This is a genomic window from Burkholderia sp. AU31624, from assembly GCF_020420065.1.
In the GTDB taxonomy this organism is placed as follows: domain Bacteria; phylum Pseudomonadota; class Gammaproteobacteria; order Burkholderiales; family Burkholderiaceae; genus Burkholderia.
The window spans coordinates 410,750-434,229 of the sequence record NZ_JAIZRT010000006.1 but is presented as its reverse complement, the minus strand read 5'-3'; the positions used below and the strand labels follow the sequence as shown (position 1 = coordinate 434,229).

Annotated in this window: 18 protein-coding genes; 11 read left to right on the top strand and 7 right to left on the bottom strand. The window is 68.1% G+C overall.

The window, feature by feature from the left end:
* Positions 1 to 21 precede the first annotated feature (21 nt).
* Both LGM89_RS23770 and LGM89_RS23765 read right to left on the bottom strand, forming a co-directional pair.
* Positions 22 to 2,127, bottom strand: coding sequence for a TonB-dependent siderophore receptor (locus LGM89_RS23770; protein WP_226274065.1), 2,106 nt, complete (start codon positions 2,125 to 2,127; stop codon positions 22 to 24).
* Positions 2,128 to 2,553: 426 nt separating this feature from the next.
* Positions 2,554 to 3,255, bottom strand: coding sequence for a FadR/GntR family transcriptional regulator (locus tag LGM89_RS23765; RefSeq protein ID WP_050016796.1), 702 nt, complete (start codon positions 3,253 to 3,255; stop codon positions 2,554 to 2,556).
* 233 nt (positions 3,256 to 3,488) lie between these two features.
* Here LGM89_RS23765 and LGM89_RS23760 point away from each other — a divergent pair, with 233 nt between their 5' ends.
* Genes LGM89_RS23760 through LGM89_RS23720 form a run of 9 tightly spaced genes read left to right on the top strand, consistent with a single transcriptional unit; the run spans position 3,489 to position 13,051 of the window.
* Positions 3,489 to 5,033: a sugar ABC transporter ATP-binding protein gene (locus LGM89_RS23760; protein WP_089443880.1), complete on the top strand. Its 1,545-nt coding sequence runs from the start codon at positions 3,489 to 3,491 to the stop codon at positions 5,031 to 5,033.
* On the top strand, positions 5,026 to 6,057 hold the full coding sequence (locus LGM89_RS23755; RefSeq protein ID WP_027810441.1) for an ABC transporter permease: 1,032 nt from the start codon (positions 5,026 to 5,028) through the stop codon (positions 6,055 to 6,057). Before LGM89_RS23760 ends, LGM89_RS23755 begins: the two co-directional genes overlap by 8 nt.
* Before the next feature lie 42 nt (positions 6,058 to 6,099).
* Positions 6,100 to 7,047: an ABC transporter substrate-binding protein gene (locus LGM89_RS23750; RefSeq protein ID WP_226274064.1), complete on the top strand. Its 948-nt coding sequence runs from the start codon at positions 6,100 to 6,102 to the stop codon at positions 7,045 to 7,047.
* A gap of 27 nt (positions 7,048 to 7,074) precedes the next feature.
* A complete protein-coding gene (locus LGM89_RS23745; protein ID WP_226274063.1) occupies positions 7,075 to 8,091 on the top strand; it encodes an aldo/keto reductase in 1,017 nt (338 codons plus the stop codon).
* Entirely contained in the window at positions 8,088 to 8,963 is an 876-nt protein-coding gene (locus LGM89_RS23740; protein ID WP_226274062.1) for an amidohydrolase family protein, read from the top strand. Before LGM89_RS23745 ends, LGM89_RS23740 begins: the two co-directional genes overlap by 4 nt.
* Before the next feature lie 22 nt (positions 8,964 to 8,985).
* Complete coding sequence (locus LGM89_RS23735; RefSeq protein WP_226274061.1) at positions 8,986 to 9,996, top strand: zinc-binding alcohol dehydrogenase family protein; 1,011 nt, start codon at positions 8,986 to 8,988, stop codon at positions 9,994 to 9,996.
* A 31-nt stretch (positions 9,997 to 10,027) separates the two neighbouring features.
* On the top strand, positions 10,028 to 11,194 hold the full coding sequence (locus tag LGM89_RS23730; RefSeq protein WP_226274060.1) for a mannitol dehydrogenase family protein: 1,167 nt from the start codon (positions 10,028 to 10,030) through the stop codon (positions 11,192 to 11,194).
* Positions 11,191 to 12,714: a UxaA family hydrolase gene (locus tag LGM89_RS23725; protein WP_226274059.1), complete on the top strand. Its 1,524-nt coding sequence runs from the start codon at positions 11,191 to 11,193 to the stop codon at positions 12,712 to 12,714. Before LGM89_RS23730 ends, LGM89_RS23725 begins: the two co-directional genes overlap by 4 nt.
* A 55-nt stretch (positions 12,715 to 12,769) precedes the next feature.
* Positions 12,770 to 13,051, top strand: a complete 282-nt coding sequence (locus LGM89_RS23720; protein WP_089443884.1) for a hypothetical protein — start codon at positions 12,770 to 12,772, stop codon at positions 13,049 to 13,051.
* A 159-nt stretch (positions 13,052 to 13,210) separates the two neighbouring features.
* Here LGM89_RS23720 and LGM89_RS23715 read toward each other — a convergent pair whose 3' ends face one another.
* The 3 genes from LGM89_RS23715 to LGM89_RS23705 form a co-directional block, all read right to left on the bottom strand.
* A complete protein-coding gene (locus tag LGM89_RS23715) occupies positions 13,211 to 15,172 on the bottom strand; it encodes a phosphatase PAP2 family protein (protein ID WP_226274058.1) in 1,962 nt (653 codons plus the stop codon).
* A 185-nt stretch (positions 15,173 to 15,357) separates the two neighbouring features.
* On the bottom strand, positions 15,358 to 16,944 hold the full coding sequence (locus LGM89_RS23710) for a methyl-accepting chemotaxis protein (protein ID WP_226274057.1): 1,587 nt from the start codon (positions 16,942 to 16,944) through the stop codon (positions 15,358 to 15,360).
* A 146-nt stretch (positions 16,945 to 17,090) separates the two neighbouring features.
* Positions 17,091 to 18,611, bottom strand: coding sequence for a sensor domain-containing diguanylate cyclase (locus LGM89_RS23705; protein WP_089498382.1), 1,521 nt, complete (start codon positions 18,609 to 18,611; stop codon positions 17,091 to 17,093).
* A 360-nt stretch (positions 18,612 to 18,971) separates the two neighbouring features.
* Here LGM89_RS23705 and LGM89_RS23700 point away from each other — a divergent pair, with 360 nt between their 5' ends.
* Together LGM89_RS23700 and LGM89_RS23695 are read left to right on the top strand one after the other, a co-directional pair.
* Positions 18,972 to 20,267 carry an MFS transporter gene (locus LGM89_RS23700; protein ID WP_089498383.1) on the top strand — a complete coding sequence of 432 codons (1,296 nt, stop codon included), beginning with the start codon at positions 18,972 to 18,974 and terminating at the stop codon, positions 20,265 to 20,267.
* A 62-nt stretch (positions 20,268 to 20,329) separates the two neighbouring features.
* Positions 20,330 to 21,112 (top strand): substrate-binding domain-containing protein, encoded by a 783-nt coding sequence (locus LGM89_RS23695; protein WP_089499037.1) that lies wholly within the window; start codon positions 20,330 to 20,332, stop codon positions 21,110 to 21,112.
* 24 nt (positions 21,113 to 21,136) lie between these two features.
* Here LGM89_RS23695 and dctA read toward each other — a convergent pair whose 3' ends face one another.
* Both dctA and LGM89_RS23685 read right to left on the bottom strand, forming a co-directional pair.
* Complete coding sequence (dctA, locus tag LGM89_RS23690; RefSeq protein ID WP_226274056.1) at positions 21,137 to 22,471, bottom strand: C4-dicarboxylate transporter DctA; 1,335 nt, start codon at positions 22,469 to 22,471, stop codon at positions 21,137 to 21,139.
* A gap of 34 nt (positions 22,472 to 22,505) precedes the next feature.
* Positions 22,506 to 23,429: a LysR family transcriptional regulator gene (locus LGM89_RS23685; protein WP_226274055.1), complete on the bottom strand. Its 924-nt coding sequence runs from the start codon at positions 23,427 to 23,429 to the stop codon at positions 22,506 to 22,508.
* Positions 23,430 to 23,480 lie beyond the last annotated feature (51 nt).

The window sequence follows — 23,480 nt, the reverse complement described above, 5'->3', positions numbered from 1 at the left end:
GCGTCAGCCGCTCCGGCCGCGCTAGAACGAGTAGGCGAGCGACGCGAACAGGCTGCGCGGCGCGCCCGGCGTGACCCACAGGCTGTTGTACGAGCTGACGTAGGTGGTGCGATTGAACAGGTTGTTCAGCACGACCGACGCGCGCAGGTGCTTGTTGACCTGCACGTAGCCGTTGAGCTGGACGGTCGCGTAGGCCGGCAGCTCGAAGCCGTCCTGCGTGTTGGCCGTGTTGCCGGCGCGGCGGCCGACATAGATCACGCCGGCGCCGGCGCCGGCCTTGTCCGCGAACGGCAGGGTCGTCTCGTACATCAGCAGCGCGCTGCCGCTCAGCCGCGGTATGTCGACGAGCCGCGCGCCGGGCGTCAGCACCGTATCGCGCGTGACTTCGGCATCGACGTACGCGAGGTTGACGAGGCCGCGCAAGCCGTGGCCCAGGTCGCCGCTCCATTCGAATTCGACACCGCGGCTGCGCACTTCGCCGGCCGCGCGCGAGAAGCCGGCATTCGCAGGATCGGCGGTGAGCACGTTGCGCTTGGTCACGTAGAACGCCGCAACGGTCGTGAGCGAGCGCGCGCCCGCCCATTTCGCGCCGGCTTCGTAGCCGTGGCCTTTCTCGGGATCGAACGCGTTGCCGCCGACGTCCGCGCCGTTGTTCGGCCGGAACGAATACGCGGTGTTCGCATAGAACGACCACGCGGGGCTCATTTCATACACGACGCCGAGACGCGGGCTCACCGCGGTCTGCGACTGGCTCGTCGTCACGCCGTTCAGGCGGTTGTCGATCGACTGGTGGAAGCGATCCCAGCGCAGCCCGGCCAGGATCTTCCAGTGCGGCCCGAACGCGAGCGTGTCCTGCGCGTAGACGCCTTGGCCGTTATCGCGTTCGAGCAGGTTGGTCGCGGTACGCAGCGCGGGCGCGGGCTGGCCGTAGACCGGATCGAAGATGTCGATCGCATACGGCGCCGCGGCGCTCGGCGTCGAGCGCGTGACGAACTGGTCGTAGTTGAAGCGGTACGCATCGACACCCATCACGAGCGTATGGCCGATGCCGCCGGTGCGGAACGTGCCGGTGGTTTCGAGCCGGCCTTGCAGGTCGTTCGAGTGAAACGCGACTTGCCGGTAGCGGCGCCACAGCGTGCGGCCGTCCGGCTGCAACGCGAATGCCTCGGACGAGCGCCCCGACAAGTCGGTGTTGCGTTGCGCGACGCCGGCATTGATCGACCAGCTCGAATCGATGCGATGCTCGAGCGTGAACTGATGGCCCGTGTTGCGCACGTCGTAGTCGCCGTCGCGCGGCTCGCCGAGAAAGCGCGACGCGGGGATCACGCCCAGCTGGCCGTTGACCGCCAGCACGCCGCGATCGAGCGGCGCACGCTGGCGCGCGCTCTCGAATTCGTAGTGGAGCGTCGTGTCCGCGCCGATGTCCCACGTGAACGACGGCGAGAACAGGTAGCGCTTGCTCGACACCGTGTCGCGAAAGCTGCCGTTGTTCTCGTTCATCGCGACGAAGCGGTACGCGAGCGTTTTCGTGACGGGGCCGGTCGAATCGAGCGTCTGTCGCAATGCGCCGTAGCTGCCGGCCGACACGCCGATGGTGTTCGCGCGGGCGAACTGCGGCTGCTTCGTCGTATAGCTGATGATCCCGCCCGGATCGCCGCGGCCATACAGCGCGGACGCCGGCCCCTTGAGCACTTCCATGCGCTCGAGGCTGACGGTGTCGCGCGGCACGCTCATCCCGCGATTCCACGAAAAGCCGTTGACCAGGTAGTCGGTGCCGGACGTGCCGCCGTCGCCGGCGAAGCCGCGCACCGCGTAGTTGTCCCACAGGCCGCCGAAGTTGTTCTGGCGCGACACGCCCGCGACCCAGTCGTACAGATCGTCGCCGCGCGTGGCGGCCACCGTCTGGATCAGCTTCGTATCGACGCTGCTGACCGCGAACGGAATCTCCATCACGTCCGCCTCGCTGCGCGTCGCGCTCGTCGATTCGCGCGTGCGGAACGGCGCCGTCGCGCGTTGCGCGGACACCTCGATGGCGGGCAGCGCCGTCTCCTGTGCGTCGGCGGCGCCCATGCCGGCGGTGCCGACGACGATGGCCATCGGTGCGGCCGCCCAGTTCCTCCTGCTCATACCCGTCCTTTTCCTTTTTGTGTCGTTCGCGTTCGGGCACGGCGGGCGGCCTTGCGCCGGCATCTGTGTTCCAAACAGTACATTTGCGCGGCAATTTAATGCAAATGAGAGGCATTTGCAATCGTAATTTTGAGATGGGGTGGGTACATGAGGACGGGCGGTGCGGCGGCGGTCGCGGAACGCGCGGAATCGGGTTTTTCCACGACGCCAGGGAGCGGCGGTTCTTCGTCCAGCGGAAAGCGGCGACCGGCAATGTCCGGTTCGTCGCGTCTTGCGTGGTTCGATCAGGCAGGCCGACGTCGAGCGACGTCACGCCCGCGCGGGCTCGAATCACGCATCAGCGGATTTCATGGAGGTCGGCACCGTTCATCCCATGACGCCGTGCGTCGTGGTGCGACGACGAGCGTGCCGGCGCCCGTGCGTGGGTCAATCCGGATCGGCTTTCAGCCCACCCTCGATCCACCGCGCTTCGGACGCGCGAAGGTGCGCGCGGATCGCCGTCTGGGCCGCGATCGGGTCGCCGGCCTGCAACGCGACGAGCACGTCCTCGTGCTCGCGCACCGCGGCGGTCCACGTCTGCGGATTCTCCGCGTGGCCGCGCATCGCGGTGGCGATCGGGTCGTGGCGGCTGTCGAACAGCTCGCCGACGAAGCGGGTGAGCACCGAGTTGCCGGCCGCTTCCGCGATCAGCATGTGGAATTGCCGGTCGGCTTCGACGGGAGATTTGCCGGCCTCCGCCAGCCGCTTCATGCGCTGCACCGTGCGGCGCAGCCGCTCGAGCATCGCGGCCGTCATCCGGGCCGCGGCCAGCGCGGCGACGCTGCCTTCGACGGCCGCGCGCGCCTGCATCAATTCCGACGGGCTGTCGCCGAGCGTGGCCATCGGGCCGACCGCGTCGGCCGCCGTGTCGCGCACGTACACGCCGGAGCCCATGCGGATCTCGATCTGGCCGCCGATTTCCAGCGCGATCAGCGCCTCGCGAAGCGACGGGCGCGAGACGCCGAGCGTGAGCGCCAGCTCGCGCTCCGGCGGCAGCCGCTCGCCGATCGCGAATTCGCCCTGACGAATCAACGCGACGATCTGGGCCGCGACGGATTGGTAAAGCCGCTTGGGTTCTGTCGATTTCATCCGATGGAGTGGGATCAATGCGCTTTGGGCGCAAGCGCGTGTCGCGGAGTCTATCACGCCTGCCGCATCGCCCCGCGTGGCGGCGAGTTCATTCCGATGTCCGGGTTTTCACTGTTGGTAAGATCAGATTGAAATAGTTAAATTGGCTTGACCAAAACAGGTTTGGTTGCTGTAATTCATCCGAATTGGACTGACCAGGGAGTGCCGAGGTCGATCCACCTCAAGGAGACGCAATGGCAATGCCTCGCAATCTGCCCGGTCAGGCCGCGCACGACGCAGCGGACCGGGAGATCCTGCGCCTGGACGGGATTCGCAAGCGCTTTCCGGGCGTCCTCGCGCTCGACGGGATTCGCCTCGACCTGCGCCGCGGCGAGGTGCATGCGGTGTGCGGCGAAAACGGCGCGGGCAAATCGACGCTGATGAAGATCATCAGCGGCCAGTACCTGCCCGACGACGGCGTCGTTCACTATCGCGGCGCGCCGGTGCAATTTCGTTCGGCCTCCGAAGCGCAGGCGGCAGGCATCTCGATCATTCACCAGGAACTCAATCTCGTCCCGCACCTGAGCGTGGCGGAGAACCTGTTCCTCGCACGCGAGCCGCGGCGCGGGCCGTTCGTCGATACGAAGCGCATGAACGCGGATGCGGCGCGCTGCATCGCCCGCATCGGGCTGAACGTGGCCCCGACGACGAAGGTCGGCGTGCTGTCCATCGCGCAGCAGCAGATGGTCGAGATCGCGAAGGCGCTGTCGCACGACGCGCGCGTGCTGATCATGGACGAGCCCACGTCGTCGCTGACGGAAGCGGAAACGGTGCAGCTCTTTCGCATCATCGAGGAGCTGCGCGCCGACGGCGTGGCGATTCTGTATATCTCGCACCGGCTCGACGAAATGGCGCAGATCGTCGATCGCGTGACGGTGCTGCGCGACGGGCGCCACATCTCGACGGACGCGTTCGCCGACGTGAGCCTCGACGACATCGTCGCGCGCATGGTCGGACGCACGCTCGACGACGCCTATCCGTCACGGCAATCGGTGCCGACCGACGAGGTGCTGCTCGACGTGCGCGAGCTGCGCCGCGACGGCGTGTTCGGGCCGGTGTCGTTCGCGCTGCGGCGCGGCGAGATCCTCGGTTTCGCGGGCTTGATGGGCGCCGGGCGCACCGAGATCGCCCGCGCGATCTTCGGCGCCGATCGCGTCGACGGCGGCACGATCGCGCTGCACGGGCGGCCCGTGACGATCCGCTCGCCGCGCGAGGCGATCCGGCACGGCATCGCGTATCTGTCGGAGGACCGCAAGAAGGAAGGGCTCGCGCTGCCGATGCCCGTCGCGGCGAACCTCACGCTCGCGAACGTGCGCGGCATCGCGTCACGCTTCGGATTCCTGCGCTTCGACGACGAGCTCGCCGTCGCGCGCCGCTACGTGCAGGACCTCGCGATTCGCACGCCGTCGGTGCACCAGCGCGTGCGCAACCTGTCCGGCGGCAACCAGCAGAAGGTCGTCATCGGCAAATGGCTGTATCGCGGCTCGAAGATCCTGTTCTTCGACGAGCCGACGCGCGGCATCGACGTCGGCGCGAAATTCGCGATCTACGGGCTGATGGACCGGCTCGCCGCCGACGGCGTCGGCGTGGTGCTGATCAGTTCGGAATTGCCGGAGCTGCTCGGCATGACCGACCGGATCGCCGTTTTTCACGAAGGTCGATTGACCGCGTTGCTCGACACGAAACACACCAGTCAGGAGGAGATCATGCACTTTGCGTCGGGGCGTTCCCATGCTTGAAATGACATCCGATCGAAGCCAGGCCGACGAACGGGCGGCGCGACAGCGGCGGCGCGACCTGATCCAGAAATTCGCGGCGCTGGGCAGCCTCGTCGTGCTCGTGTTCGCGTTCTCGATATCGAGCGCGGCGTTCTTCTCGGTCGACAACCTGATGACGGTCGGCCTGCAGGTCACGTCGATCGCCTACCTGGGCGTGGCCGCCACCTGCGTGATCATCACGGGCGGCATCGACCTGTCGGTCGGCTCGGTGCTCGCGCTGGCCGGCGTCTGCGCGGCGCTGCTGGTCAAGGCCGGCGTGCCGGTGCCTGCCGCGATGGCGGCCGGCATCCTGGTCGGCGCGCTGTGCGGGCTCGTCAACGGCATCTGCGTGACGCAGATGGGCCTGCCGCCGTTCATCGCGACGCTCGGCATGATGCTCGTCGCGCGCGGCATCGCGCTGCAGATCACCGGCGCGCGGCCGGTATCGGATCTCGGCGACGCGTTCGGCGCGCTCGGCAACGGCGCGCTGCTGCGGATCTCGCGCATCGGCGCGGACGGGTTCCCCGACACGACCTTTCCCGGCATTCCGTATCCGGTCGTGATCATGGTCGTGCTGTTCGTCGTGGTGTCCGTGCTGCTGTCGAGAACGTCCCTGGGCCGCCACATCTACGCGGTCGGGTCGAACGCGGAAGCGGCCCGGCTGTCGGGCGTGAACGTGCCGGGCGTGAAGCTGTTCACCTACGTGCTCTCGGGCGCGCTCGCCGGCGTGACCGGCTGCGTGCTGATGTCGCGGCTCGTCACCGGGCAGCCGAACGAAGGCGTGATGTACGAGCTCGACGCGATCGCCAGTTCGGTGATCGGCGGCACGTCGCTGATGGGCGGCGTCGGCACGATCTCGGGCACGGCGATCGGCGCGTTCGTGATCGGCGTGCTGCGCAACGGCCTGAACATGAACGGCGTATCGAGCTTCATCCAGCAGATCATCATCGGCGTCGTGATCCTCGGCACGGTGTGGATCGACCAGTTGCGCAATCGCCGGCCCTGACCGGAAGCAAGCAGTCCCTACCAACGAGAAGCGGAGCGAGACATGAACAAATCCATCCTGCTGGCGGCATCGGCGTGCGTGTTCGCGGTATGCAGCGGCGGCGCGTATGCGGCGGGCGGCGAGATCGCGGTGATCGTCAAGACGGTCAACTCGAACTACTGGCAGAACGTGCAGAAAGGCGCGAAGGCGGCGCTCGACGGCGCCAAGGGCTACACGATGACGTTCCAGGGCCCGGCGGCCGAGTCCGACATCAGCGGGCAGGTCAACATGGTCGACAACGCGGTCACGCGTCACGTGGCGGGCATCGTGCTCGCGCCGTCCGATCCCGATGCGCTGGTGCCCGCGATCAAGAAGGCGTGGGAAGCGCACATTCCGGTCGTGCTGATCGATTCGGCCATCGCGGACGCGGGCAAGCCGTACTACCAGGCGTTCCTGTCGACCGACAACGAGAAGGCGGGCGCGCTGTGCGCGAAGGCGCTGATCGACCGCGTCGGGCAGTCGGGCAAGATCGCGATCATGTCGTACGTGCCGGGCGCGGGGTCCGAGGTCAGCCGCGTCGGCGGGTTCCGCAAGTACATCGAGAGCCATTCGAAGCTGCAGGTCGTCGGCCCGTACTACTCGCAGTCGCAAATGGCGACCGCGCTGAACCAGACGACCGACGTGCTGTCGGCGAACCCGGACCTGAAGGGCATCTTCGGCGCGAACGAGCCGACCGCGGTCGGGATGGGCCGTGCGCTGAAGCAGTCGGGCAAGGCGGGCAAGGTGGTGGCGATCGGGTTCGACGGCAACGAGGACCTGCAGGGCTTCGTGCGCGACGGCACCGTGCAGGCGATCGCCGTGCAGGGCTCGTGGCAGATGGGGAACCAGGGCGTGCGCACGGCGCTCGACGTGATCGAGCGCAAGCCCGCGCCGAAGCTGATCGACACCGGCGTCGTGATGGTCGACAAGCAGAACCTCGATTCGCAGGCGGCGAAGAATGTCCTGTACTGATCCCTTTCCCGCATCCAGTCACGCCTCATGAACGCACACGATACGCGCACCTTGCCGCGCAGCGGGCTGACGGTGTCCGCACTCGGCCTCGGCTGCTCGCAGCTCGGCGGCCTTTATCGGCCGATGTCGGCCGCCGATGCCGCCGCGCTCGTCGACGCCGCGTGGGCCGCCGGCATGCGTTATTTCGACACCGCGCCGTATTACGGCTACACGCTGTCCGAGCGGCGCGTGGGGGCGGGGCTCGCCCCGCGCGAGCGCCGCGCCTTCACGCTCAGCACGAAGGTCGGGCGGCTGATGCGGGCCGACGCGAGCGTGCGGCCGGGCGACGACGGCTGGGCCGAGCCGCTGCCGTTCCGGCCCGTCTACGACTACAGCTACGACGGGATCATGCGCTCGCACGACGACAGCCGGCAACGGCTCGGGCTCGCGCGGATCGACATGCTGTACGTGCACGACATCGGCGCGATGACGCACGGCGAGCGTCACGCACACTACTGGGACCAGTTGACGCGCGGCGGCGGGTTTCGCGCGCTGGATGCGCTGCGTTCGGGCGGCGAGATTGGTGCGTTCGGTCTCGGCGTGAACGAATGGGAAGTCGCGGCCGACGCGCTGAACGAAGCGGCGCTCGATGCGGTGCTGCTGGCCGGCCGCTATACGCTGCTCGAACAGACGGCGCTCGAGCCGCTGCTCGACGCATGCGCCCGTGAAGGGACGGCGATCGTGATCGGCGGCGTGTTCAATTCCGGCCTGCTCGCCGGCAACGGCAAGTTCAACTATGCGGACGCGAGCGCCGACGTGATCGACAAGGCGACGCGGCTCGGCGCGCTGTGCAACCGCTTCGACGTGCCGCTTCCCGCCGCGGCGTTGCAGTTTCCGTTCGGCCATCCGGCCGTCGTGTCGTGCGTGGTCGGCGCGCGCAGCGTGGCTCAACTGGCGCAGAACATCTCCTGGTTCGAGCGCCCCGCGCCGGCCGAACTGTGGGAGGCGCTGCGCGACGAAGGGCTGATCGACGCGCACGCGCCGGTGCCGGGAGCACGCGCATGACCGCACGGATCGACGCCCATCAGCATTACTGGCGCATCGGCGCGCGGGCCGGCTGCTGGCCGCCGGCCGAACTCGCTGCGATTCACCGGGATTTCGGCCCCGCCGAGCTGGCGCTGCTGCTCGACGCCGCGCGCATCGATACCACCGTCCTCGTGCAGTCGCTGCCGAGCGAAGCCGACACGCGCTTTCTGCTCGATCTCGCGGCTGAAACGCCGAGCGTCGGCGCGGTGGTCGGCTGGCTCGACCTGAAGGCCGACGACGCACCGGCGCGGATCGCGGCGTTTGCGTCCGCGCCGAAGGCGCGCGGTTTGCGACCGATGCTGCAGGATCTGCCCGACGACGCGTGGATCGACGATCCGCGGCTGGATCGCGCAGTCGCCGCGATGCTCGAGCACGGGCTGCGGTTCGATGCGCTGGTGATGCCGCGCCATCTCGATGCGCTGCATGCGTTCGCGCGACGCCACCCGGATTTGCCGATCGTGATCGATCACGGCGCGAAGCCGTTCATCGAGCGCGGCGAGATGCAGCCGTGGCTCACGTCGATGCGTCGACTCGCGCACCTGTCGAACCTGCATTGCAAGCTGTCCGGCCTCTGGACGGAGGCGGGGCCGTCAGCCGGCCCGGATGCCGTGCGCGCGCGCACGCGGCCGTATGTCCAGGCGCTGGCCGACCTGTTCGGGCCGACGCGCTTGATGTGGGGCAGCGACTGGCCGGTGCTGCGGCTGGCGTCGGCGTGCGGCGGCTACGGCGAATGGCTGGCCGCATGCGAGGACGATGGCGCGCAGTCGCTCGGCGCCGCGGCGCTCGACGGCCTGTTCGGCGGCAACGCGCGCCGCTTCTACCGGATCGACACCGCACGCCACGACGAATGAACCCGAACGAAAGGAAACCGACATGCTCAGCGTGATTTGCGAATCCCCCGGCGTGCTGCGCGTGCAGCATCGCGAGCTGCCCGTGCGCGGCAGCGGCGACGTGCTGTTGCGCGTGCAACGGGTCGGCATCTGCGGCACCGACCTGCACATCTTCACCGGCAACCAGCCGTACCTCGACTATCCGCGCGTGATGGGCCACGAGTTGTCGGCGGTCGTCGTCGAGGCGGAACCGGAGTCGGGGCTCGGCGCCGGCGACGCGGTGTACGTGATGCCGTATCTGTCGTGCGGACACTGCGTCGCCTGCCGGCACGGCAACACGAACTGCTGCGTGAACATCAAGGTGCTCGGCGTGCATCGCGACGGCGCGCTCGCCGAATACCTGAGCGTGCCCGCGCAGTTCGTGCATAAGGCCGACGGCATTTCGCTCGACCAGGCGGCGATGCTGGAGTTTCTCGCGATCGGCGCGCATGCGGTGCGCCGCGCGGACATCCGCGCCGGGCAGCGCGCGCTGGTCGTCGGCGCCGGGCCGATCGGCATGGCCGCGATGATCTTCGCGAAGCTGCGCGGCGCCGACGTCACGTGCCTCGACACGCGCGCCGACCGGCTGGCGTTTTGCCGCCAGCATCTGGCGGTCGATGCGGCGGTGGAGGTGGGGGAAGGGGACGCGGCGCGTCTCGCGTCGTTGACGAACGGCGAGTATTTCGATGCGGTGTTCGACGCGACGGGCAATCTCGATGCGATGAACCGCGGGTTCGAATTCGTCGCGCACGGCGGCAAATACACGTTGATCTCGATCGTGCGCGGGCACGTCGCGTTTTCGGATCCGGAGTTCCACAAGCGGGAAACCACGCTGCTCGCGAGCCGCAATGCGACGGCCGAGGATTTCGCGACGGTGCTCGACGCGATGCGCGCGGGGCGCATTCCCGACCGCGCGCTGAACACGCACCGGATGCGGCTCGACGAGGTGCCGGACGCGCTGCCGCGTCTGCTGGATGCCGGGCAGACCGTCGTGAAGGCGCTCGTCGAATGCTGATCCATCGAATCCGGCACGCGGAGCGCACGCGATGACGCCGCCGATCCTGCAGTTCGGCACGAGCCGCTTCCTGCTCGCGCACGTCGACCTGTTCGTCTCCGAGGCGCTGGACGACGGCAACGCGATCGGCGGCATCGGCATCGTGCAGACGACCGGCAATCCGGCCAGCCGCGCCCGCATCGACGCGTTGCGCGCCACCGGCCGCTATCCGGTGCGGATTCGCGGGCGCGAGCGCGGCGGCGTGGTGGACGAAGTCGTCGAATGCCGCGCCGTGCAGCGCGCGTGGGACGCCGAGCGCGACTGGGCGGACATACGCGGCGCCGCGATCGAGACGGTGCGCGTCATCGTGTCGAACACCGGCGACGCAGGCTATCGCGCCGACCCACGCGACGCCGCGGACCTGCTGGATCACCCGGAACACGCACCGCACGGCTTTCCGGCGAAGCTGCTCGCGCTGCTGCATGCGCGCTGGCTGGTGCGGCCCGATGACGGCGTGTCGATCCTGCCGTGCGAACTGGTGACGAACAACGGCGACACGCTGCGCGACATCGTGCTGGGCCTCGCGCGCCAGTGGCGGCTGCCCGACGCGTTCGCCAACTATCTGGGCCACCGCTGCACATGGGTCAACTCGCTCGTCGACCGCATCGTGTCCGAGCCGCTGCATCCGGTCGGCGCGATCGCGGAGCCCTATGCGTTATGGGCGATCGAACGGCGTGCGGGCATGATGCTGCCATGCGAGCACGCGCAGATCGTCGTCACCGACGATTTGCGCAGCCACGAGCGCCTGAAGCTGTTCTTCCTCAATCTCGGGCACAGCTGGCTCGCGGAGCAGTGGCTCGCGGCGGGGCGCGACGCAGCGCAAACGGTGCTGGGCGCGATGAACGATGCGCGGCTGCGCGACGGGCTCGAGGCCGTGTGGCGCGATGAAGTCGCGCCGGTATTCGTGGCGCTGGGCTTGCGCGAAACGGCCGAACGCTACGTCGACAGCGTGCGCGAGCGCTTGCTCAATCCGTTTCTCGCGCATCGCATCGCCGATATCGCGGTCAACCATCGCGAGAAGGTCGCGCGGCGGATCGCGCCGCTGCTCGCGCTCGCGGATTCGCTCGCGTTGCCGGCCGAACAACCGCGGTTGCGGCAACTCGTCGCCCGCCATGAACCGGCGGCCGGCATCGCAATGACAGGGAGAGAGGCATCGTGAAGCAACCGGCAATCGTGATCCTTCACGGCAACGACAACGTCGCCGTCGCACTCGATGCGCTGGCGCCGGACGTGCCGATCGACGTGCGCGGCGCACGGTTGCGGCCGGCGGACGCGATACCGGCCGGCCACAAGGTCGCCACCGCGCCGATCGCGCGCGGCGGCGCGATCGTCAAATGCGGGCAGCCGATCGGCGTCGCGCTGCGCGACATCGCCGCGGGCGAGCACGTGCACGTGCACAACGTCGGGATGCCCGATCGGCATGCACACGACGGCGCGCCTGCCGACGGCGCGTATGAGGTCGAGACGGATCGCCGCGATACCTTCGACGGCTTCGTGCGGCCCGACGGCAGCGTGGGGACCCGCAACTACGTCGGCGTGATCGCCAGCGTCAACTGTTCGGCGAGCGTGTGTCATGCGATTGCCGATGCCTACCGGCACGGCGCGCTCGATGCGTTCGGTCACGTCGACGGCGTCGTCGCGATCACCCATCAGAGCGGCTGCGGCATGTCGGCCACCGGGGACGGCATCGAGCTGCTGCGCCGCACGCTCGTCGGCTATGCGCGCAACCCGAATTTCGCCGGCGTGCTGCTCGTGGGCCTCGGCTGCGAGGTCAACCAGGTCGGCGCGCTCGCGCAACGGCTCGACGCGGCGGCGCCCGGCACCGTGCGCACGCTGGTGATCCAGGACGAGGGCGGCGTGCGCGACACCGTGGCCAAAGGCGTGTCGATCGTGCGCGAACTGGTGGAGGCGGCCGACGGCGCGCGTCGCAGCGCCGTGCCGGCCTCGCGGCTGACGGTCGGCCTGCAATGCGGCGGGTCCGACGGCTACTCGGGCATCACCGCGAACCCGGCGCTCGGCGCGGCCGTCGATCTGCTGGTCCGCAACGGCGGCACCGCGATCCTGTCCGAGACGCCCGAGATCTATGGCGCCGAGCATCTGCTGATCGCGCGGGCGGCGTCGCGCGACGTGGCCGAGCGTCTGCTCGGCCGGTTGCAGTGGTGGGCGCGCTACGTCGCCGACAACGGCGGCGAAATGAACAACAACCCGTCGCCCGGCAACCTCGCCGGCGGCATCACGACGATTCTCGAGAAGTCGCTCGGCGCGGTGTCGAAGGGTGGCCGCTCGCCGCTGCGCGCGGTCTACGACTATGCGGAGCCGGTACGGCAAGCCGGGCTCGTGTTCATGGATACGCCGGGTTACGACCCGGTGTCGGCCACCGGGCAGATCGCCGGCGGCGCGAATCTCGTGTGCTTCACGACGGGCCGCGGTTCGGTGTTCGGGTCGAAGCCGGTGCCGACGATCAAGATCGCGACGACGACCGGCCTGTTCGAGCGGATGCGATCGGATATGGATTTCGACAGCGGCGGGATCGTCGCCGGTTCGCTCTCGGTCGGCGAAGCGGGCGAGCGGCTGTTCCGGCTGATGCTCGACGTCGCGTCCGGGCGGCCGTCGCGAAGCGAGGAGAATGGTATCGGCGACCGCGAATTCGTGCCCTGGCTGCGCGGCGCGGTCATGTGACGCGCGACGCGGTGTACGGCCGCCCGCGCAATCGGACTGGTAAGGAGACGTTGCGATGGAAACCATCATGCGCAAGCCGGCGACCGGCGAAGCCGGCCGCGGCGATCAACTGTCGGAACTGGAGAAGGGCTTGCTCGGCGAGGCGCTGCGCTTGCTCGCCGAGACGCGGGCGCGGGCGCTGGAACTCTGTGTCGAGGTGAACCGGCGACAGGGCGGCGCCACGCCGGATGTCCACGATTTCAACCTGCCGACGATCATCGAGCTGCAGCGGCGCTTCGGCACGCGGTCTTGCCCGTCGGGCGAAGCCGGCACGGCGGCGCCCGCCCGCTTTGCGTGAGGCCAGGCTCGGGCCCAAGCCCAAGCCCAAGCCCAAGCCCAAGCCCAAGCCCAAGCCCAAGACGAAGCCGAAGCCGAAGCCGAAGCCGATGCCGATGCCGATGCCGATGCCGATGCCGCCCGTGGGCGGCGCCGTTGCGGGATCGATGCCCGCCGCCGACTACGCCGCCGACAGCGTGACCGACACGCCCGTCGCGGTATAAACCGGCGTGGCCTTGAACCCGTCGACCGTCACCGTCGAGAACTTCGCGGCGGCCGCCGCGCCGTCGATCAGCGGGATGGTGTCGCCGGCCTTCGGCGTGTAGCCGTTCACGAATTTCACGCGCAGCGTGCCGCCCGTGACGGTGAGCGGGCCGCCCACGCGCAGGCGTCCGCCGCCGTTGCCGTCGATGTCGAGTTCGAGCGTCGTGTTGTCGAGCTGCGTATAGCGGGTCGCGATCGTCACCGGTGCATTGGCCGCAATCTTCACGCCGCCGCCCGAGCCGACGTACACGTCGCCGTTGCCGAACGCCGTCGTCGACACGGCCGCGAGCGTGCCGCCGCTCACCTGCGTGCCGCCCGTGTAGCGGTTGTTGCCCGCCAGCGTCAGCGTGCCGCTGCCTTGCAGCGTCAGCTTGCCGGCGCCCGCGACGTCGTTGCGCCACAGGTCGGCCGCATTGAGCCCGCCCTGCGACGCATCCATCGACACGATCACGTTGCCGTTGAACGCGCCGTAGCCGTCGGCGGCCGCGAACAGGTTCAGGCGGCCCCAGCCTTCCGCATCGTCCATGACCGGATAACCGGACGGCAGTTCGGTGGTCTTCAGCACGACGCGCCGCTGGTCGGCGCTCAGGTACGGGAAGCGCGTCTGCAGCAGGATCTCCGCGCCCTTTGGCACGACTGGCGGCGCGTCCGTCGATTCGATCGCGACGAAGCCGAACGTCATGCGGCGCAGGAACGCGGCCTTGTTCGTCGTGTAGTCGGCGAACCGGTCGGTGGCCGTCGTGCCGGAGTGGGCAAAGGCGGAGAACGTCGTGGCGCTCGTCGCCGTCAGTTGTTGCAGCGTTTGATGGGCTTGCGTGTACGCGGCCTGTGCGTCGCTGGCGTACGCGGTCAGGTTCGCCGCGCTGACCGCCAGCGCGAGCATGCGGCCGCCGATCACGTCGAGCGGCGAATGCATGCCGGCGAGGATCCGGTTCTCGCCCAGTTCGAGGCCGCGGCTGACCATTTCCTGGAAGCGTTCCGGCACGAGCCACGCCATCGTCGTCGCATCGCGCACCGCCTCGGCCGTGTGGCCGCTGATGAAGCCGCCGTCGGTCGCGGGCGTCGTGCTTTCGGCCGGCACGAGCGTCGGCGCGACCACCACGCTCGTGCTCCAGCGGTACGGGCGCGCATATTTGAAGAAGCGCTTCGACGGTTCGGTCGACGCGTTGTTGCCCATTTCGTTGAGCAGGTCGACAACTTTCCCGAAGCTGGCGTTGCCGCTGCTGCTGCCGACGCCGACGTTGTTGCCCGAGTCGTTATAGAGCACCGTCGTCGCGTCGGACGGAATGCTGGTGATGCTGGTCGTCTGCTGGGCCGCGGTGCGCCACGCGGCGGTGAGCGGGCCCATGCCGTCGGTCACGCTGAAGCCCTTGCCGCGCCGGTCGTCGTAGTACGCGGCATCAGCCTGCTGCGGCGTGCGGGCGGTCGTCGCGTTGACCACGTATTGCACGTTGGCCGACAGCACCGCATCGTTCAGGATCGTGCCGCACGACACGCCGCTGTTCGGCAGCCCGGAGCAGGGCGACGGCGAGATCGCCGGGAACGCGCCGTTCGCTGGCGCGCTCACGCCCGCATCGACCAGCATCGTCGCCGGTTGCCAGAGATCGAGGAAGCGGCTCAACACGCGCACCGCGGCGTTGGTCGACAGCGTCGCATAGCGTGCATCGCCGCGCTGGTTGGTCGCGACGTTGTCGACGAACGCGGGCGCGCTCGGGATCGGCGCGCTGTCGACGAAGCCGGGGTCGGCGGGCGGCGCGGGAACGGCCGCGGCGATCGTGCCCGTCGACACGACATCATCGCCGCCGCCGCACGCAGCCAGCACGATCGCACTCGACAAGGCTGCGACGTGCAGCGGGAAACGGCTTCGTGACGCAAACATGCAAGACTCCATCCTGATGGTCGAAGATGGCGAATTGTGGTGATGGATCGTTACGCGGCCGTTACGGAATTGTTTCGCATCGGATGCAATGCGCGCGAATTCCCACTATCTGGTTAATTTCGGGTGCTGAGCATGTCGGGCGACGGATTCGATGCGTCCATCGAGGGCACGCGCACGGCGGGAGGCTATGCGCCGCCCACCCGCGTGTCGAGCCGGAACAGCGATACCGCGTCGGCAAGCCGGCCACCCTGTTCCTCGAGCGACTTCGATGCGGCGGCGGCCTGTTCGACGAGCGCCGCGTTCTGCTGGGTGACTTCATCCATTTGCGTCATGGCCAGATTGACCTGCTCGATGCCGCGGCTCTGCTCGTTCGATGCGGCCGCGATCTCGCCCATGATGTCGGTCACGCGCGCGATCGCATGCGTGACCTGGGTCATCGTCTCGCCCGCGTTGTTCGCGATCTGCGAGCCGTCCTGGATTTTCCGGACCGATTCCGAGATCAGCTCGCGAATTTCCTTCGCGGCGCTCGACGAACGCTGCGCGAGACTGCGGACTTCGCTGGCCACCACGGCAAAGCCGCGGCCCTGCTCGCCGGCGCGGGCGGCCTCCACGGCCGCGTTGAGCGCGAGGATGTTGGTCTGGAAGGCGATCCCTTCGATGATCGCGGTGATGTCGGCGATCTTGGCGGAGCTGGCGCTGATGTCCGTCATCGTGTCGACCATCAGGCCGACTGCGGTGCTGCCGCGCTGGGCGACTTCCGACGCGTTGTTGGCCAGCCCGCTTGCCTGCTGCGCATTGTCGGCGTTCAGGCGCACGGTGGAGGTCAGTTGCTCCATGCTCGACGCGGTCTCCTGCAGTGACGCGGCCTGCTGTTCCGTGCGGGAGGAGAGGTCCTGGTTGCCGGACGCGATTTCGCCGGCGCCCGTCGCGACATTGCCGGATGCCGTGCGGACTTCCGAGATCAGGCGGGTCAGGTTCGCCTGCATGTCGCGCATGGAAGCCAGTACGCTGCCGGCCGGCGCGGCACCGGTCGACGATTCGGTACCGAGGTCGCCGGCGGCGATCCGGCGTGCGATGTCGCTGAGCACGGCAGGCTCCGTGCCGAGCGCGCGCAGCAGGCCGCGGGTGATGAAGACGCCCAGGATCGCGGCGGCGGCTGCCGCCGTGATACACATGACGATCAGCATCAGTCGTTGTGATGCATAGCGGTCGGCCGATTCCGTCACCAGTTGCTCGCCTTGCGCGCGGGCGAACGTCGCATAGGCGTCGGTGGCGCTGACAAGCCTGGCCAGCAGCGGCCGACACTGTTCGTTGATCATCGTGATCGCCTGATCGCGCCGGTTGTTCGCCGCCGCGTCGACGATGGCGCGCGCCACGGGGCCGTACTGCGCCTCGACCGCGCCGATTTGCCGAACCAGTTCGCGGGCCTTGTCGGTCGCGCCGCTCCCCTCGCGCACTGCATTCGTCAGTTCGCCCAGCAGCGCGCCGACGTCGCGGTCGGCCTGCAGCGCCGCGTCCTTCTCGATGTCCGCGTCGCGCGGTGCGGTCGCCAGCACCTGGTTGCGGGCGGCGATCGCACGCCGGTCGACCGCGACGCGAACCTTGTCCGCCAGGATGGCACGGGCGTTGGTGCCATTGACGTAATGGTCGAATGCCGCGTTCGCATTGCCGAGCGATACGATGCCCAGCATGGAGACGAGCAGCACCATGCACGTCAGGAGACTGAACGCCAGGGTCAGCTTCGTGCGAACCGTTAATCGTCGATTATTCATGTGAGCAGTCCAGTTTCATTGATATCAAGTAGCGTTCCTTATTATCGGATTGGTACATGAACAATTTAGGACTGTTGTCCGACGCAATCGTTTGCGTAGAGGCCGCTGCCGAAAAAGATGCTGGCCACGATCCGTGGCCGATCAGGTCAAGCCACGCGAGCGTGTTGCTCCGTTTCCGCGCAACACACGCGGTTGCGGCCTTCGCGCTTCGCACGATAAAGCGCCATGTCCGCCTGGTGCGACAGCGCATGCACTGACGGAGGGCGCGCGCGATGGCCGGTCGCGCAGCCGATGCTGACGGTGAACGCCGGCACGGTGTCCGCGAACCCGTCGAGCCGGTTGCGTTCGACTTCGCGGCGAATCGCCTCCGCGACCTGCGCGGCTCCGCTTTCGTCCGTATCCGGCAGCACCGCGACGAACTCCTCGCCGCCGTAGCGCGCGGCGAGATCGCCGCGCCGTCGCGTGTGGGTGCGGATGCATTCGGCGAGAAAGCGCAGCGCCGTGTCGCCCACCGCATGGCCGTGCCGGTCGTTGTACTGCTTGAAGTGGTCGGCATCGATGAACAGGATCGACAGGCTGCCGTTGCTGCCCCGCTGCAGCCGTTCCCATTCGTCGCCCAGCGCGATATCGAGTGCGCGGCGGTTGCACAGGCCCGTCAGCGGATCGGTCCGGGTGAGATCCATGAGCAGCGTCTGCTTGCGCAGGTTGTCCCGCAGCGCAAACGCGAGCAGCCAGACCACCGCGCAGAAGAGTGCGCTGATCACGGTGGCGGACACGCCTACCGTCCACGACAGGCGCGTGATGCTCGCCAGCACGTCGCGCTCGGCAGGCGCGACGACGGCGATCAGCGGCGTGCCCGGCACCCGCTGGTACGTATACAGCCGCATGATGCCGTCGATGGTCGAACGAGCGGGGTAGAAGCCTGACTCACTGTGCACCATCCGGTCGAAGGCTTTCGAACGGCGCAGGTGGTTCATCTGGTTGTCGTTCAGCGACGGATTTCGCGCGAGGATCGTGCCGTCCGCGCGCAGGATCGCGCTGACCCCGTTCGGCCCGACATCGAGACCGGACAGGAGCTGCTCGAAATAGGCGATGTCGAGGGCGACCACCGCGATGCCGTTGAACGTATGGTCCGGCCGGTCGATCCGGCGCGACAGCGCGATCGATTCCTTGCCGCCGCGCGAGCGTGCGCGATAGGCCTCGGACACGTAGAGGCCGACGTTGTCGGCATCGCGATGGACCTTGAAGTAGTCGCGATCGCTGAAATCCCAACGATGGGTCGTGCCGCAGCAGCCGTCGATCAACTGGCCGCGCCGGTCGGTCACGCCCATGCCGGTCACGTATTGCGCGGCGGTGCGCTCGAACAGCAGGTCGTGCCGCAGCCCGGCATCCATGCGCCGCACCGCGGGCTTGCCGAGATCGGACGCGAGCGCGACCAGCGCGTTGTTCGACGTTTCGACGGTGCGCGCGATCTGGCTCACCAGCACGGCGGCGACGTTGCGCGACGTCTCGTGCGCGTGGTCGATCACTTCGCTGCGCCCGACCCACAGGGTCGCCGCGCTGATCCCGAGCGCCGCCAGCGACATCAACGTGCCCAATGCCCCGACGACAAGGTGGTTGCGTCCGGCCCAGTCGGCGATTTTCTCGATCGAGGTGGTTGCGGCCATGCTCGTGCTCGTGTGGGATGCCGGCGGCAGTGGGGCCGGCGCGGGTCAAACCTGGGTTAACGGCACGGTTAACAGAAAATCGAGGCCCTGCAGGGCCGCCCGTGGGCGCGAGCGATCGCACACGGGAGCGCAAACGTGTGCGAGGCCGCCTGGCTGTTCCTGTCAAGCCCTGCATCGGGCGTTCGCCGCACGCGGAACGATGTGCGGCGTCACGCGCCGCCGCTACGTCGATTGATAACCCTTCGACATCAATCCTTCCAAAAATTGCACTTATCGTTTGCCCGGCGACGAGCGAACATGCCGGAAAACGACAATCGATCCACCCCTCCCGCGTATTTCCGGATTTTCAGGAGACACCCGATGCACCCCTCGTCCAGCCTTCCGAACGCCCGTTCGAAGGCCGCTGCGGTTTTCCGCGTCACCGCCGGGAATTTTCTCGAGCAGTTCGACTTCTTCCTGTTCGGCTTCTACGCCACGCAGATCGCCAACGTTTTCTTTCCCGCGCAAAGCGAGTTCGCATCGCTGATGATGACCTTCGCCGTGTTCGGCGCCGGCTTCCTGATGCGGCCGCTGGGCGCCATCGTGCTGGGCGCGTACATCGACGATGTCGGCCGCCGCAAGGGCCTGATCGTCACGCTGTCCATCATGGCGAGCGGCACCGTCCTGATCGCGTTCGTGCCGGGCTACGCGACGATCGGCCTGCTGGCGCCCGCGCTCGTGCTGCTCGGGCGGCTGCTGCAGGGCTTCTCCGCCGGCGCGGAACTGGGCGGCGTCTCGGTGTATCTCGCCGAACTGGCGACGCCCGGCCGCAAGGGCTTCTTCACGAGCTGGCAATCCGCCAGCCAGCAGGTCGCGATCGTCGTCGCGGCGGGCCTCGGCTTCGCGCTCAATCAATGGCTGAGCGCGTCGGCCATCGCCGCATGGGGATGGCGCGTGCCGTTCTTCGTCGGCTGCATGATCGTGCCGTTCATCTTCATGCTGCGCCGTAACCTGGAGGAAACCCAGGAGTTCAAGGCGCGCAAGCATCGCCCGGGCATGAAGGAAGTGTTCGGGACGCTGGTGCAGAACTGGGGCGTCGTGGTGGCCGGCATGATGCTGGTCGCGATGACCACCACGAGCTTCTATCTGATCACGGTCTACGCACCGACCTTCGGCAAGACGGTGCTGCACCTGAGCACCGCCGACAGCCTGCTCGTGACGCTCTGCGTCGGCGTGTCGAACTTCGTGTGGCTGCCGATCGGCGGCGCGCTGTCCGACCGGATCGGCCGCCGGCCGCTGCTGGTCGGCATGACGGTGCTCACCGTCGTGACCGCCTACCCGGCGCTGTCGTTGCTTGCTCACGCGCCGTCGTTCGTCAACATGCTGCTCGTCCTCCTGTGGCTCTCGTTCATGTACGGGATCTATAACGGGGCGATGGTCGTCGCGCTCACGGAAGTGATGCCGGTGCAGGTGCGCGTCGCCGGCTTCTCGCTCGCGTACAGCCTCGCGACGGCCGTGTTCGGCGGCTTCACGCCGGCCATTTCGACCGCGCTCATTCACGCGACGGGCGACAAGGCCGCACCGGGCTACTGGATGAGCTTCGCCGCGGTGTGCGCGCTGCTGGCGACGTTCGCGCTCTATCGTCGCCGCACGGCGACGCTGACGCCCGCGCATTGAGGCCCCGGGCCATCCGGAATGCTTGCCAACCCAGACGAATCCGCACGACCACGACCATGATCATGAGAAACCTGCTCCCGAAATTTTGCGCGGCCGCGCTCGTCCTGGCCACGGCAGTGGCCGCCAACGTGCAGGCCGCCGAACTGCACGTGATGAGCTCGGGCGGCTTCACCGCCGCCTACAAGCTGCTCGGCCCCCGGTTTGCATCAACGACGGGTAACACGCTCGATACCGCGCTCGGCCCGTCGATGGGCAAGTCGCCCGAGGCGATTCCGAACCGGCTCGCGCGCGGCGAGCCCGCCGACGTCGTCATCATGGTCGGCTATGCGCTGGACGACCTGATCAAGCAGGGCAAGGTCATCCCCGGATCGCGCGTCGAGCTGGCCGACTCGCGCATCGGCGCGGTCGTGCGCGACGGCTCGGCAAAACCCGACGTCGGTTCCCCCGAAGGTCTCAAGCAGGCGCTGCTGCACGCGAAGTCGATCGCGTATTCGGACAGCGCGAGCGGCGTCTACATCGAGCGCGAGCTGTTCAAAAAACTCGGCATCGAGGATCAGGTGAAGTCGAAGGCGAAGATGATTCCGCGGATTCCGGTGGCATCGGTCGTCGCGAACGGCGACTACGAGATCGGCTTCCAGCAGGTGAGCGAGCTGCTGCCGGTCAAGGGGGCGACCTTCGTCGGCAAGATCCCCGAATCGCTGCAGTCGGTCACGCGCTTCGCGGCCGGCATCCCCGTCGGCGCGCAGCATCCGGCTGAAGCGAAGGCACTGCTCGACTATCTTGCGTCGCCCGACGTGCAGGCCGACGTGAAATCGACCGGGCTGGATTCCGTCCCCGCTCATTGAGGCTGATCGACGGGAAGGTTGGCGTCAGACCGCCTTCCCGTCACCGTCGCCGCCGTCCTCCGTGGCGGCACTCTCCGCATCGACCCCGTTCGGGGCGACCGGCCCCCCGGCAGCGAGCCGCTGCGCAAGATGCGTGCGATCGCATGCGCCTTCCCACATCGACACGAAGATCACCGCGCACGCATTGCTGATCACGCTCGTCAGCGCACGCGCCTCGGACATGAAACGGTCGATGCCGACCAGCAGTGCCACGCCGGCGACGGGCAGGTCGCGCATGACGGCGAGCGTGGCGACCAGCGCCACCAGCCCGCTACCGGAAACACCGGCCGCGCCCTTGGACGTGAGCAGCATCACGGCGAGCATCACGGCGATCTGCGACGCGGAAAGGGGCACGTCGCACGCCTGCGCGATGAACAACGCGGCGAGCGTCAGATAGATCGCGGTGCCGTCCAGGTTGAACGAATAGCCGGCCGGCAGCACGAGCCCCACGACGCCCTTGTCGCACCCGAGCGATTCCAGCTTGACGATCAGGCGCGGCAGAACAGGCTCCGACGACGACGTCGCGAGGACGATGAGCAACTCTTCGCGCAGGTAGCGCAACAGCCGCCACAGCGCGAAGCCGTGCAGGCGCGCGAGTGGCGCGAGCACCAGCGCGACGAACAGCGCGCAGGCCGCATAGAAGGACACCACCAGCTTCGCGAGCGAGCCGACCGAACCGATCCCGAAGCGGCCCACCGTGAAGGCCATCGCGCCGAATGCGCCGAGCGGGGCGAGCCGCATGATCATCGCGAGCACGCGAAAGACCACCTGGGCGACCCCGTCGATCAGCGCAAGAACGGGCTGCCCGGCCCGCCGGTGCGCATTCAGCGAGAAGCCGAACAGCAGCGACAGCAGCAGCACCGGCAACACCTCGCCTTGCTGGAACGCGCCGAGCATCGTCTCGGGGATCACGCTCAGCCCGAATGCCACGAGCCCGCGCGGCTGCGCCTCCTTCGCGTACTGCGCGAGGATGCTCGCATCGAGATGGTGAACGTCGATGTGCAGGCCGGCGCCGGGACGCAGCACGAACGCGATGACGAGCCCGACGGCGAGCGCGACGGCGGTCAGCAGATAGAAGAGCGCCAGCGCCCGGACGATCGTGCGGCCGATGGCCTTCCCGTTCGCCAGCGACGTGATGCCCGAGACGATCGTGCAAAAGACGATCGGCGCGATGGTCATCCGCACGAGCCCGACGAACGCGTCGCTGAGCGGTTTGAGCGTCGCGCCTGCGTCAGGCCATAGGTGACCGACGGTCACGCCGAGCAGCATCGCGAGCAGGACCTGCACGTAGAGCGATTTGAGCAGCCTGGCCAACCTCACGGGACGGTCTTCCTTCGTGTCGCTTGTGTCGTTGTCACGCCGAGGCATCGCTGCTTGCGAGGCCGTCGCGCTTCACGTCGACGATCATCCGGTGAAACGCTTCGGCGGCCGGCGTGAGCGGCCGTCCGCGCCGCTTGACGATGCCCACCCGGCGTTTGACGACCGGCTCGACGAGCGGCACGCTCGTGAGAATCGGATGGTCGTGCCCGGGCATCGCCATCGAGGGCACCGCGGCGACGCCGAGCCCCGCCTCGATCAAGCCGAGCAGGGTCGTCACGTGGCGCGCTTCGCATACGCTCGGCCCACGCGGCGCCACGGCGGCCAGCGCCTGGTCGAGCAACAGGCGGTTGCCGGAAGTCTTGTCCACCGACACGTAATCGTGCTCGTACAGTTCGTTCCAGGTCACGCGCTTCTTGCGCGCGAGCGGATGGTCGCGGCGGCACGCGGCGACGAAGCGCTCCTGGAGCAGCATCTTGAACTCGATGTCGGCTTCCTGGCTGCCCATGAAGCTCACGCCGAAATCGGCTTCGCCGCTGATGACGGCGCCCAGCACCTCGTTCGCGCTCGCGTCCAGCAGCTTGACCCGGATGCGCGGAAAGCGCCGATGATAGCGCGCGATGATGGCCGGCAGAAAGTAGTAGGCGACCGACGGCACGCACGCGATGGTCACATGGCCCAGGCGGCTCGACGACACGTCGCGAATGCCGAGCAGCGCCGCGTCGAGATCGTCGAGCAGTTGTTCGGCGCTCTGCGCGAACACGCGGCCGACCGTGGTGAGCGCGACGCGACGCGTGGTGCGCTCGAACAGGCGCACGCCCAGCGCTTCCTCGAGCTTGTCGATCCGGCGGCTCAACGCGGGCTGGGAAATGCTGACGGATTCCGCGGCCTTTCGGAAGCTGCCCGTTTCCACGACCGCGCGAAACGCCTGCAAGTCGTTCAAGTCGAAGTTGATCCCCACGGGCGCGTCTCCGCATCTCAGATGGGGCGTATTTTGCATGATTTCGCCGGG

Coding starts and splice junctions, on each gene's coding strand:
- LGM89_RS23710 (WP_226274057.1), bottom strand. CDS start 16,944: ATGAATAATCGACGATTAACGGTTCGCACGAAGCTGACCCTGGCGTTC.
- LGM89_RS23740 (WP_226274062.1), top strand. CDS start 8,088: ATGACCGCACGGATCGACGCCCATCAGCATTACTGGCGCATCGGCGCG.
- LGM89_RS23715 (WP_226274058.1), bottom strand. CDS start 15,172: ATGTTTGCGTCACGAAGCCGTTTCCCGCTGCACGTCGCAGCCTTGTCG.
- LGM89_RS23705 (WP_089498382.1), bottom strand. CDS start 18,611: ATGGCCGCAACCACCTCGATCGAGAAAATCGCCGACTGGGCCGGACGC.
- LGM89_RS23695 (WP_089499037.1), top strand. CDS start 20,330: ATGAGAAACCTGCTCCCGAAATTTTGCGCGGCCGCGCTCGTCCTGGCC.
- LGM89_RS23745 (WP_226274063.1), top strand. CDS start 7,075: ATGAACGCACACGATACGCGCACCTTGCCGCGCAGCGGGCTGACGGTG.
- LGM89_RS23760 (WP_089443880.1), top strand. CDS start 3,489: ATGGCAATGCCTCGCAATCTGCCCGGTCAGGCCGCGCACGACGCAGCG.
- LGM89_RS23765 (WP_050016796.1), bottom strand. CDS start 3,255: ATGAAATCGACAGAACCCAAGCGGCTTTACCAATCCGTCGCGGCCCAG.
- LGM89_RS23770 (WP_226274065.1), bottom strand. CDS start 2,127: ATGAGCAGGAGGAACTGGGCGGCCGCACCGATGGCCATCGTCGTCGGC.
- LGM89_RS23755 (WP_027810441.1), top strand. CDS start 5,026: ATGCTTGAAATGACATCCGATCGAAGCCAGGCCGACGAACGGGCGGCG.
- LGM89_RS23720 (WP_089443884.1), top strand. CDS start 12,770: ATGGAAACCATCATGCGCAAGCCGGCGACCGGCGAAGCCGGCCGCGGC.
- LGM89_RS23735 (WP_226274061.1), top strand. CDS start 8,986: ATGCTCAGCGTGATTTGCGAATCCCCCGGCGTGCTGCGCGTGCAGCAT.
- LGM89_RS23750 (WP_226274064.1), top strand. CDS start 6,100: ATGAACAAATCCATCCTGCTGGCGGCATCGGCGTGCGTGTTCGCGGTA.
- LGM89_RS23730 (WP_226274060.1), top strand. CDS start 10,028: ATGACGCCGCCGATCCTGCAGTTCGGCACGAGCCGCTTCCTGCTCGCG.
- LGM89_RS23700 (WP_089498383.1), top strand. CDS start 18,972: ATGCACCCCTCGTCCAGCCTTCCGAACGCCCGTTCGAAGGCCGCTGCG.